General features: G+C 38.1%; 11 protein-coding genes. All 11 read right to left on the reverse strand.

Annotation, left to right across the window (positions count from 1 at the left end; all coding sequences use genetic code 11):
- Positions 1 to 2: 2 nt before the first annotated feature.
- The 11 genes from clpX to RT761_RS00730 all read right to left on the reverse strand — a co-directional run bounded on the left by clpX (position 3) and on the right by RT761_RS00730 (position 11,884).
- Positions 3 to 1,265 (reverse strand): ATP-dependent Clp protease ATP-binding subunit ClpX, encoded by a 1,263-nt coding sequence (gene clpX, locus RT761_RS00680; RefSeq protein WP_218112177.1) that lies wholly within the window; start codon positions 1,263 to 1,265, stop codon positions 3 to 5.
- Positions 1,252 to 1,890, reverse strand: coding sequence for an ATP-dependent Clp endopeptidase proteolytic subunit ClpP (gene clpP / locus RT761_RS00685; RefSeq protein WP_218112178.1), 639 nt, complete (start codon positions 1,888 to 1,890; stop codon positions 1,252 to 1,254). The genes clpX and clpP overlap by 14 nt, the downstream gene beginning before the upstream one ends.
- Positions 1,890 to 3,200, reverse strand: a complete 1,311-nt coding sequence (gene tig, locus RT761_RS00690) for a trigger factor (RefSeq protein WP_218112179.1) — start codon at positions 3,198 to 3,200, stop codon at positions 1,890 to 1,892. The genes clpP and tig overlap by 1 nt, the downstream gene beginning before the upstream one ends.
- 908 nt (positions 3,201 to 4,108) lie before the next feature.
- Positions 4,109 to 4,846: an ABC transporter permease gene (locus RT761_RS00695; RefSeq protein ID WP_218112180.1), complete on the reverse strand. Its 738-nt coding sequence runs from the start codon at positions 4,844 to 4,846 to the stop codon at positions 4,109 to 4,111.
- A complete protein-coding gene (locus RT761_RS00700; protein WP_218112181.1) occupies positions 4,843 to 5,829 on the reverse strand; it encodes an ABC transporter ATP-binding protein in 987 nt (328 codons plus the stop codon). Before RT761_RS00700 ends, RT761_RS00695 begins: the two co-directional genes overlap by 4 nt.
- Positions 5,830 to 6,189: 360 nt before the next feature.
- Complete coding sequence (locus tag RT761_RS00705; protein WP_218112182.1) at positions 6,190 to 6,477, reverse strand: ArsR/SmtB family transcription factor; 288 nt, start codon at positions 6,475 to 6,477, stop codon at positions 6,190 to 6,192.
- Positions 6,478 to 7,315: 838 nt separating this feature from the next.
- Complete coding sequence (locus RT761_RS00710) at positions 7,316 to 8,335, reverse strand: HNH endonuclease signature motif containing protein (protein WP_218112183.1); 1,020 nt, start codon at positions 8,333 to 8,335, stop codon at positions 7,316 to 7,318.
- A gap of 84 nt (positions 8,336 to 8,419) precedes the next feature.
- Positions 8,420 to 9,040 (reverse strand): class I SAM-dependent methyltransferase, encoded by a 621-nt coding sequence (locus RT761_RS00715; protein WP_218112184.1) that lies wholly within the window; start codon positions 9,038 to 9,040, stop codon positions 8,420 to 8,422.
- A gap of 200 nt (positions 9,041 to 9,240) precedes the next feature.
- Positions 9,241 to 10,029 carry a TRM11 family SAM-dependent methyltransferase gene (locus RT761_RS00720; protein ID WP_218112185.1) on the reverse strand — a complete coding sequence of 263 codons (789 nt, stop codon included), beginning with the start codon at positions 10,027 to 10,029 and terminating at the stop codon, positions 9,241 to 9,243.
- Positions 10,002 to 10,943: a type II restriction endonuclease gene (locus RT761_RS00725; RefSeq protein WP_218112186.1), complete on the reverse strand. Its 942-nt coding sequence runs from the start codon at positions 10,941 to 10,943 to the stop codon at positions 10,002 to 10,004. Before RT761_RS00725 ends, RT761_RS00720 begins: the two co-directional genes overlap by 28 nt.
- A complete protein-coding gene (locus tag RT761_RS00730) occupies positions 10,940 to 11,884 on the reverse strand; it encodes a DNA adenine methylase (protein ID WP_218112187.1) in 945 nt (314 codons plus the stop codon). The genes RT761_RS00725 and RT761_RS00730 overlap by 4 nt, the downstream gene beginning before the upstream one ends.
- Positions 11,885 to 12,327: the final 443 nt, after the last annotated feature.

A 12,327-nucleotide genomic window follows, 5' to 3' on the forward strand; every position in this document is an offset into this window, starting at 1 on the left:
CTTTATGCTGGCTTATCTTGAATGAGTTGATTATCCACATCAATATCGGCGGTTTGATTTTTTAAAACCGTGTCTTTATCAATTGTTACTTTTTTAATATCTTTCCGATCAGGACATTCAAACATTACTTTGGTCATGAGCTTTTCCATGATAGCCCGTAAACCACGGGCCCCGGTCTTTTTTTCCATGGCCGCAGTGGCTATTTGCTTTAAAGCACCATCAGTAAAACGGAGGTCAACCCCATCGAGATGGAGAAGGTGCTGATATTGTTTTAGCAGGGAATTTTTTGGCACGGTTAAAATCCGAACTAAATCTTCTCCATTGAGCTCATCCAAAGCACAGATAATGGGAATTCTCCCTACCAATTCAGGAATCAAACCAAACTTCATTAGGTCATGCGGTTGGACATCGATTAATGGATTTTCTTGAAGTTTTGCCTGATTGGCCTCAAACGCTCCAAAACCGATTTTCTTTTCCTTCATCCGAGCCTCAACGATCCGATCCAATCCTACGAAAGCTCCACCACATATAAATAAAATATTGGTGGTATTCATCGGAATAAATTCTTGATGAGGATGTTTTCTCCCTCCTTGGGGAGGGATGTTGGCAATGGTACCCTCCAAAATTTTTAGCAGAGCTTGCTGCACTCCTTCTCCCGAGACGTCGCGGGTAATGGAGGGATTCTCGGATTTCCGAGCAATTTTATCAATCTCATCGATATAGATTATTCCCTTTTCGGCCTTTTTCAAGTTAAAATCAGCATTTTGCAGAAGCCGAAGCAGGATATTTTCAACATCTTCGCCGACATAACCTGCCTCAGTAAGGGTGGTAGCATCAGCAATTGCAAAGGGGACATTCAGCATCTTGGCTAAGGTTTGGGCTAAAAGAGTTTTCCCCGAACCAGTTGGTCCAATCATTAGAATATTACTTTTTTCTATTTCAACTTCATTCTCATTCTGGGAAAAAAGAATTCTCTTGTAATGATTATAAACTCCAACCGAGAGGGTTATCTTGGCTCTTTCCTGGCCGATGACATACTGATCCAAGAATTTTTTCATCTCCATCGGTGTCGGCAGTTTTCCCATATTGAATTCCGGTTGCTTTTTGTTATTCTTGGTTTCTTCGCGAATCACATCATTACAGAGATCAATGCATTCATTACAAATAAAGACTCCGGGGCCGGCAATCAGTTTTTTTACATCCGCCTGCGGTTTCCCGCAAAAAGAACAGCGGATTTTTCCTTTTTCATCATCATAACGTGCCATTCCCGCTTGCATCTCCTTTTTTCTCTTTTTTTGGTAGGATAACTTGGTCTACCAAACCATATTGTTGTGCCTCTTCTGCCGACATGAAGTAATCCCGTTCAGTGTCTTTTTTTACTCTATCTAATGGTTGGCCGGTGTGGCTAGCCAAAATGCTATTGAGTTTTTCCTTAATTTTGATCATCTCACGGGCTTGAATTTCAATATCAGTCACCTGACCTTGGGCACCGCCTAATGGTTGGTGAATCATCACCCGTGAATTAGGTAAAGCCATTCTCTTTCCCTTGGTACCGGCAGCTAAAATCACTGCTCCGCCGCTGGCAGCCATTCCAATGCATATTGTCGATATATCCGATTTGAGGTACTGCATCGTATCATAAATAGCCAGTGTTGAAGATACCGACCCTCCTGGACTATTAATGTAAAGATTAATATCTTTTTCGGCACTTTGAGCATCGAGAAACAGCAGCTGGGCGATGATGAGATTGGCAATCACATCATCGATCTCTGTCCCGAGAAAAACAATCCGATCAATTAACAAGCGGGAATAAATATCATAGGACCTTTCTCCCCGTGGGGTTTGTTCAACAACAATAGGAACCAAGTAATTATTTTTTAAATCCTGCATTATTCCATCATCTCCTCTTCTGGATCTTCAAGGGCTTTCCACTGATCGATATTGAGCGGTTCTTCCATCTCCTTAACCTTCACTTTTTGCAGGATATCTAAAATCAATTTTTGCTGGAGCTTTTGGTCCATCAAGTCATCCATCTTGTTATTCTTCTCTAAAATCTGTTTGACATCCTCTACTTCTTTTCCGGCTCTCTGAGCAATTCTTCCCAGTTCTTCTTTCATTTCTTCTTCGCCGACCGAAATACTATTTTTATCGGCATACTCCTGAAGAACAAACATTTTTTTCAATTGCCAAAGAGCCTGTTTCCGGAAATCCTTTTCAATACTCTCAAAATCGGTATTGGTAATTTCCATATACCTCTCGAGAGTCATTCCATCTTTTTTGATATGTTCAATAAAATGATCAATTTGGTGCTTGGCTTCATGGTCAACCAATACACTGGGAACCGCTATTTCGGATTTTTTAGCGAGAACCGCTACTGCTTCCTTCTCCATGCGAATCTGCACCAAATCCTCAGCCCATTTCTCCAAGGATTCTCTGGTTTTCAAACGCAACTCATCAATAGTTTTCAACTCAGGATTGAGTTGGGTTAAGAATTCTTCATTCAATTCAGGAATTTCTTTTCTCATAACCTCGGTTACAGTAAATTCCATCTCTTCGGCTGGCTTGCCGACTTCGGTTTCCTGGGGGCGAAATTTTCCCGTTTCACTCTTTTTCAATCCGATGACTGCCCGACTCAATACCGATTCGCTCTCTGCAAAACCTGCCATGACCGCATACTCTTTATCATCAATTTTTACCTTGACCATATCACCGGTTTCAGCCGGAAGGTCTTCTTTTTCTTTCCAGGTCCCTCTTGATTTTTGGATGCCTTCGATTTCTTTATCAACGTCGGAATCGCGAATAACTACTTTGTGCTTGCGGATTTCAATATCTTCCAGGTTAGCGAGGGTGGTCTGGGGTTTTTCTAATATTAATGCTTTAAATACTAACGGTTGCACTTCATCCACTGTTACTAGGTCAATATCCGGTTCGCCAAAAAGAGTGAGTTTTTCTTCTTTGATTACCTCACTCAAAGCGTCGGGAACTAAGCTTCGAGCTAATTCATCCTTGATAAAATTCTGATTGAGATGACCCTTGAGAATAGCCCGTGGGGCTTTCCCCTTCCGGAAACCAGGAACCGCTACTCGAAGGCTCGCCTCTTTATAAATATTTTCCAGTTTCTCCTGGACTTTTTCCTCTTCAATGGTTATTTCGTATTCATAAAGATGTTTTTCCTTTTCTTCCTTTTTAAATTGAACCATGATACTTCCACCTTTCCAATCTGAAAATCGAATTAAATTATCCCTCTGAGGGCAGAGAACTGATCTCTCTATGTGAACTCAAAAGAAGGACGATCATCACATTTAATCTGAAGATTTTACCATTATTTACCAATTATGTGAAATGCACTTTGGGATGGGTTTATTCCCTACTCGCATCATCCTGCAAATAAACAGAAAAAATATACCTCGATTTCCATCATCGAGGTATAAAATCCAGCACAATTCCTCACTATAATTTTCTGACGACTTTCAGAGATATTATAAATATATTCATTCCGCCATGCAACTCAAGCTGGTAAATTGCTTCCTTTTCATTTTCTATGCTCCCCCTCCCCCCTCCCCCCCTCTCCCCCTCGTTCCTTTGACCGTGAGAATCTCATCTGACATTGAGGGTGTCATCCTGAGCCCTCGCTTTTCGAGGGCGTGAGGTTCTCATCAACCAAATCCGTCATTGCGAGGAGGCTAACCGTCTTTTGGTTAGACGACGTGGCAATCTCATCCGGATCATCTTTATTATTTTTTTTCTCTCCTCCTCGCCCCATCTCCCCCTCGCCCTCTCGTTTCTTTAGCCGTGAGGATCTCATCTTTTCGTTTTATTCTTAATTCCTCTAAACCGTAGCTTTTTAATAAATTCGAGAATCAAGACCTGGCCCCAATTTTGGTTATCATTGTAGGGGCAGACCTATGTGTCTGCCCTAATTAGGTTTTCCCCATTGTCTATCCATCAATTGCACCTAGCTTCATTCCAAACGATTACACATTGTTAAAACCCATTCGGGTTATATTGGTAACAAAAGGATATGATTTGATATGGGGGAGGAAAAGCAATTTTCTCCTTTTCTCCGCTTATATATGGATCAAGACCTAATCCCAAGATTTGCGCTATGTTACATAATCCAACGTCGCTTAATATTACGGAGGCTTAATATAAACAAACCAACACAAAATAAACCAAGCAGTATCAAATCGAATGAATACGGGATAGAATGAATTCCTCGAATCGCCCCATGAAGCAGGTCGGCTCCGTAGGTAAGAGGAAGTAAATAGGAAAGAGGCTGTAAAAAAAGAGGTAATTTGTCAATCGGGAAAAAGAGTCCACAAAGGAAAATCATGGGAAAACGGAAGAAGTTTGAAAATGTTTGAGCTTCGAATACCTCACTGACTGCTACTGCAATAAATAAACCAAGAAAGGTTGATGCCACTGCAATTAAGAATATTGCCGGTATAAAAATTACCCACATAACCTGAGTGAGGTCAGTGATAAAAGCAGCCATTATTACCGGAACGAAAGCATTAGCCATTCCAAATAAAATTGCTCCACTGGTTTTTGCGAGCATCAGAACCTCAAATGGAATAGGAGCAAGAAGAAGACGGTCAAATGAACGGTTCTTTTTCTCAAAAGTAACAGTCACGGCTAACATGGATGTCGTTCCAAAAAGAATGGAGAGGGCCACCACACCAGGAAGGAGGGTTATAATCTCTTCTAATCCACTACCCGATCTTAAGAAAAACATTGATGTCCATGCTAAAGGAAAAATTATACCCCAGCTAATATTAGGTGGCTTTAAATAGTAGGTCCGCATATCTTTTAACAAAATATTCCAAAAAGCTGTCCAGAACTTCATTGGCTTCCACCCTCTATTTTTTCCTTTTCTTTGCGCATGGCGCCTGCTTCAATCCCGGTTATTTTTACGAATATATCTTCAAGAGAAGGTCGAATCTTACGAGCTTCGGTGACTTCGGTACCATGATCTTCCAGAAAGCGAATTAAAGGACCAACTCGAATTGGTTGGTTGGACTCTACCCGGATTACACTTTGATTCAGGAAAGAGAATTCCAGTTCCGGAAAAGCATGAGACAGTTCATCTATCATCGAAATTAAGGTGTTTGAACAGGAAACCTCCATAATTTGTTTCTCTTTAAAGGGTTGGAGCAGGTTTTTTACGGAATTAATTCGTACAATTTTTCCAGATACAATAAAGGCAATTCGGTCACACAGCCTTTCGGCTTCTTCTATATAATGAGTAGTGAGGAAGATTGTTGTTCCTGCTGAGTGGAGATTAGCTATCAATTGACGAATTTGTCGAGCACTGGCTACATCAATTCCAGTGGTAGGTTCATCGAGAAAAAGAATTTGTGGGTGGTGGATTATCCCTGCCGCTATGGTGAGCTTTCTCTTCATCCCTTTCGAATATGTTCCAAATTTTCTTTGACCTGCCTCAGCAAGGTTGAACTCTTCCAAGAGTTTTTGAGCACGAACTTCTCGTTCAACTTTTCCCAAACCATAGAGTGCAGCACAAAAACAAAGATTTTCAAATCCGGTGAGCTCGGGATAGAGATTACTCTCATCGGGAACAACACCAATCAGATATTGAGCAGCTTTTGGATTATGGGTACAGTCAATATTGTTGATTATAATTGTTCCCGAATCAAGACGAGCTAAGCCGGTGAGTATATTAATGGTAGTTGTTTTACCAGCTCCGTTTGGTCCAAGGAAACCAAAGAGCTCTCCCTTGAAAATGTTGAACGAGACTGAATCAACAGCTTTAATATCACCAAAATATTTAGTCATATTTTGCACTTCAATGATCGGAGCGCCTTTAATCATACATTCCCCTCCAAGTTATCCTATTCAAGGGCTCTTGGTTTTTATTTAAGATAAAAATATCTGCACCCAATGTCCCCTTTCAACCACCGACCCTTAAGCTGCCAACTAAGTGGTTAGACACATCTCAACTCCGAAATGAATTCAGCTTTTCTTCCGTATGTTTTGTTCCATCGTACTTTTTTGTCTCAGTATCAAATATTCGATTTCTATTAAATATCCTTCCCCAAATGGATTTAGGTAATTTCTAACCCAATGGAATCTCGCACAATAGCATCAGGGTCTTTCAAAATCTTCATGTTATTTTATAAAATCTCTTCCTTTCAAATTAAGTTATGAACCACATGCTGAATCGGTTAAAATCTACTCATCTTCTTTTGAGGTGCTTTTTTTAAAAAGATTTTTTGCAATTACTTCCCATTCTGATAAAGTTTCTTCGTTAATATGGTAATGGACAAAATAGCCCTTTTTTTCTCCAATGACAAGATTAGCGTCGCGTAGAATCCGAAGGTGCTGCGAGATGGCTGCGTTAGTAACTCCAAGAAAGTGAGCCAGTGCATTAACGCACAAAGATTGGTTTTTTAGCAAATCGATTATGCGAAGACGAGTTTCATCTGAAAGTACTTTAAATATTCGTGCCGCTTTATCCATCTAAAATGTACCTTAATATATATTTAAGTATTTACGCAAATACTATAATAAATAAATAGAAAAATCAAGTTTAAATGATAATCTTTAAATTTCTCTTGCCAGGTTTTCACAAATCATCATTAGTCGGTTATTTTTACAGTATAATCAAGAATGAAACCATCTTCTCACCGCTAATCTACCCTACTTACCTCCCTGCTCTTTCTCCCATTTGCTTCTTCGATATTATGCTCCCCCCTCGGCGCTTTCCGCCAATACCCTCTCGTTCCTTTGGCCGTGAGCATCTCATCTTTTTCTTTTCTTTCCTCTCCCCTGGTGGGAGAGGATTAAGGTGAGGGGGGGGAACCTGAGCATCTCTTCAAGGCTTAATGAAAAAACACCTAACCTGGATTTCATCCTGGGCTTTTCACCCTCATCCTGACCTTCTCCCATCAAGGGAGAAGGAATCTAAATCCGTTATTGCGAGACCTCGTTTTTTGAGGTCGTGGCAATCTCATTCATAAAAATTGTGAAGCGTGAGCCGTGGATCGTAAGCAGAATAAAAAAATCCCTCTTTCCCATCTTGCTAAAGAGGGAGATTGATTTTTATCGAGATAATACTGTAAACAGTAAAAAAATAATCAAATATTGAACCGGATTTGAAAAACGACGTGCCTGATAAATCAATCCCCTACAAGAGATTTAAAAATGCCGTCATCCTGAGCCCTCGCTTTTCGAGGGCGTGAGGATCTCATTCTTTATCATTTAATAGTTTTTTCATTTTACTTATTACACAACACCAATGCTTTATAAAATTCAAGAATCAAGACCTGGCCCCTGAAGTTTTTGTAATCCTTATATTTCACAGTATTTCCCATCTCTCGACTCCTCTTTGCAGAGCTATCGTTTCAACTGCTTCAGATAGAGTTGAAAAAGCACGAGTTTCCCAGTTTTCAAGTGACGGTCTGCTCCCCAGTAGAGTTCGTCTCAACTCGGTTTGAAACCTCTGTGGTGCCTCCTGATATAATATTTTCCAATAATGAATGATTCTATCTTTACTGGAACGAAGAATTGGAAGGGTGACAATTCGATCTCTCTTTTGGTGGTTAATTTTGGGATCAGATGGTAAAAGGTTCCAAAGATCGTTATTATTCCAGATAGAAAAAGGGATGACATGATCAACATCAAAACGAGTTTGAGATAAAGGAATTCCGCTCCACACACAGGTTAGGCCAATGACTTTTTTATAGACATTTTTTGCCAAAGAAACATTTCTCTCATTTTTAGGTTGAATAATTAATAGGGCAAGAATTTCAGGGATTGAAACTTCACGCTTGGCAAATTCATAACTCAGTTCAGCCCATCTTAAAATAATGGCTTCTCCAATCCAGTGTCCGACCAGACACATTTCACGCCACAAGCTGGCTGGGAAAATAACTCTTCCCAAACTATTAATCAAATCAGTTGATATCAGGCATTGTTTCATTCTTTTGTTTCCTTCAAATTTAAAGACTCGTTCGATATCTTTCAATGAACCTCCCGAATATTCGACCGGACCCTTGACGATGGTATTTGCAACACTATTCACCGTCTCAGCTAAGTAATGAATCTGCATTGGATTCAATGTCCCGTTTTGGAAACAGGCAAAAAAGGCATCTAATCCTCCTGGTTGGAAAGAACCAATCAATTCAAATAAATCAGACCGGAAAGCCGTCCCTTTCGCTCGCGATCCAATTCTCATTTCTGGTAAAGGAAGAGATGTATTGACTATCGACCAATAGTAATAAATCCATCTCTCAACAATCAAGCCCAAAGGTATACTTATTCGATTATTGGAAATAAAACGAGCATGATGGAAAGAAGATTGGGATATTTCACACAAAGCCCGCAGCAAAGCTAATTTGTATGAAGCAGTCTTTTTATCACGATTTATTATTGATTCTATTTGATCTATTGGACGGCTACCCTAGTCTCCACCAGAACAAAAGATCGATGTGGTCCAATTGATAGCTCGACCTAAGCCGTCTTGGCTTTTTTCATTTTTTAACAGATGAAATCTAAGCCTCTCAAATAGAAGGGATATTTCGGCAGGTTCCCGATCCACATATAGGCGTTGGTCATCGTGGCTTTGTCCCCCATCAGCTGGAAAAGAACAGATAAAAATTCCTTGGTTCTTGAGCATAGAGCGAATTTGATAGGCAAAATCAAAAAGCTCATTATCTGGAATATGCATTAGTGTGGCAATACATACAATTACATCAAATTGTTCTTTCAATAAAGGGTTTTCTGGTTCCAGGGGAAAAACAGCTCTTTTGAAGAGAATACTGTGAGACATTCCATGCTTTTCTATGATTCGCTTTGCTTGGTGCAGCATTTCATCACTTGCATCAGTAGCGGTTACCTTATCGGCTATACTCGCCATAAAAACAGCATCCAGACCACATCCACAACCAATTTCCAATACACTACCACCGAGTGGGATCCATTGTCGTAAAATTCTTTGTAACTCAGATCTATCAGCTCGAAGATACCGAGCAGTTAATTCTTCAGCATTTTGATTGTAAAAATCAATGGTTTCAAGATGCATAAGAAGATCCAAAATTTTTAATAAAACTGTAATACTATTTTAAACTATAATTTGAAATCTTGTTATTCGTGAAAATACTCTCTCCTTTGGCGTTTCATCGTTCATAGTCATTATCATTCTTATAAATTCATGAATAAAGACTTTATTCTAAAAGATTAACGCTATTATAGGCTATTGATTATTATACTGTTATCTTAGCATCACCTATTATTCCATTTCATACTATAACGAATTCTTCTTAAATCCTCCCCCTTAGTAGGTTTACGAAATACAAACATATGTTCATGCATTATCATCAGAAAATTATAATCTCCAACTTTTCTTTTCCAATAGGGTGTTGATTGACAATTGTGTTGTACCTTGATTATATCTTCTTTTAGGGCAAAGCCATTTTTTAAGAATAATTCCAGTACATAATAAGAAAGAGGGATATAGTGCTGGGCTTTCCTAGTATCCCCAATTAGTATGGCGCAATAAGTGTTTTCTTTTAATACCCTATAGAATTCTTTAATACCTTGTTCTAATTCTTGGCAAAATTTATCAACACTACTAATGTTAGAAAGGTCATCAGATATTTTTCCCTCAGAATACTTAATGATGTTAAGGTATGGTGGGTGAGTGAGAATTAGGTCAATACTATCATCATTGATTCCATTTAAACTTCGTACGTCTCCTAAATCAACTGTTTGTGGGAAAGAATTCGGATATTCAAACTGTAAATTATCAGTGGTAATACGAATAGATTCTGGATTAATATCTCTACCAATTCCTCGGCGATGTAAGACTTTAGTTTCAATAAGAGTTGTTCCCCCACCAACCATAGGGTCAAGAACTGTATCTCCTTCTTGAGAATAACGTAGGATAATATTACGAGCTATTTGTGGAGCAAAATTACCCCGAAAGCTTGGATTATGAGTATACCAAGTACCTCTTTCTGGAACAGACCAAACCGTAGTGTTTTCTAATTGGAAACTTGTAATATCTGACATAGGATTTTCTCTAAAAGCCCCTTTCTTGCAAAATGTAAATTGAGTGGATAATCTATCATTTCTAATCCCTTTCGGATTTGATTTTTTTGACCTTTCCAGCCAAAACCATCGGTTATCCAAATAAAATAAAAACCATTTTCAAGTAATTCATTCTGCCGGTTAATATATGAGTCAACAATTTCTTGAGGTTTTGAACCCGTTCCGGAAAAGAAGTTAACTTCAATATTGACAATTTTATTCTTATCCCCGACTAGAATGAAATCGGCTTTTCGATTAAGAAGTGAAGTTGAAATCTCAAGATCATAATGATCTTTAAGATATCTGAAATATTTTTGATTTTCAATCTGAAAGGGTAAGTTTCTTCGTTTTACTATTTCCTGGATAATAGGACCCACAACAAGTTCCATTGCTTCTCCGCTTCGATTCTTACGAGCATGGGTATCTAAGCCCACCTCTACTCCGGTCACATAATCTTGAATATTTTGACAACTCATGTTTTGAAAATAGTCTTTGAGTCCAGTTCTTTCAAAAAATGTTATCAACTCTTCTATCTCTTGGTTTGATAGCGATCGTTTTTTAAAATTATGCACAACTGTATCAGAATCAGCATCGGTAAAATCTTTAATGACTTTTATCTTTATATCACGTATAGCAAGCAGTAATGGAATAACAGGGAGTACTTCCGGATAATCAGTTACCACTTTACGAAGAGTCAAATTAAAATTAGGACAATGAACGAGGGAATTTAAAAGATTTAATTCAATTCTATATTTTTCTACATTTTGTTTGATCTTTTCCCAGTTAACAAAAAATTTATATCCTCGGTTAGTATCAACAAGAGTATCATGAAAATAATCCACTAAATCATCGAAGGATTTATTGCTGAAGAAACTCTGATAGAGAGATAAATTCATCCTACTTTTTCTCCATAGTTGCGAATAATCAATTCATTGATTTCTCCACGTCGATTTGCATTACAGTTAATAAATCTCTTTGCAGGAACTCTTTCTATAAAATATCCTTTATAAAGTTCATCAAAAAAAATATCTTCTGGTTTTTCGTTTTTTGGATCGGAATTACTTTGGATAAGGAATGCACCACGCTTATCCATTTCTCGAAAATACTGAGCTAGTCGCTTCTGATCGTTTTCAGAAAAACCTTCTTTAGAATAGGATGTAAAACTGGAAGTTGAATTAATTGGTCGATAAGGAGGATCAAGGTACACTAAGGTTCCATTTTGAATAAATTGAGTAGAAAGGAAAAAGTCTCCACAAATAATTTCTGTATCTTGAAGAGCATAACTTGCTTCATTTATGGTTTTTTTATCACATATCGCTGGATTTTTGTAACGACCAAAAGGCACATTAAAGTCACCTTTCTTATTCAAACGGAAAAGGCCATTATAACAGGTTTTATTAAGGAAGATCAGCCAGGATGCTCTTTCTATCCAATTCTGATTGAAGTGAATATAGTCTAAGGATTTTCTCTGAGTATTATATTGGTTCCGAATTTGATAGAAATATTTACTCCTATTTTCCTCAGAAAGCTTGAGATAGTCATTTTGTAATTGTTCAAGCCTTTTGATAAGTAACAAAGGTTCTTTTTGAACAACTCGATAGCCTAAGATAAGTTCGGGATTAGAATCGATTAGATACGACTCGTTGATATGAAAGTGTTTCTTGAGAAAGAAAAACACTGCTCCACTTCCAATAAAAGGCTCAACATATCTATCGATCTGGAGACTTAAGAGTATGTGTATTGGGAGGCGTGTAACTATAGCATTTAAAAGTTGAGTCTTCCCTCCTGCCCATTTTAAAAAGGGCTTGGATTGTATTCTTCCCTCAATAACTTTCATGTTTTATTCACCGAGGTTATTTATCCTCTTTTATTTTAAATCATTTATTATGAGTAAAACTTATTTATCAATGTTTTTTAAATTGCGGTTAGAAAAATAGGGTTATGGCAACTCTCTTTCAGAAAACTTATTACAACTATTTAAATTATACCTGTAAATTTTTCTGGAACAACCCATTTACGAACATTTACAACATAACAGTTAAGTCCAAATAATCACAGGGCGGGGTCTATTATACAATTTAAAGAGGATAACGAGACATCCTCCGATAAAATGTAAGATGTTTTAAACAAAATTGTGGCTGTTGGGGTTGGTTATCCAGGGAACTGGGTTCACTTGACTCTAAAATTCCAACTTCGTTTTTTTATTGTTTCAGTCAATAATATAGGAACGAGGTACATGTCATGATACACAACCTCCTCCCCCTCATACCTCATAAAGAA

The sequence above is a fragment of the Atribacter laminatus genome (genome assembly GCF_015775515.1).
GTDB lineage: Bacteria > Atribacterota > Atribacteria > Atribacterales > Atribacteraceae > Atribacter > Atribacter laminatus.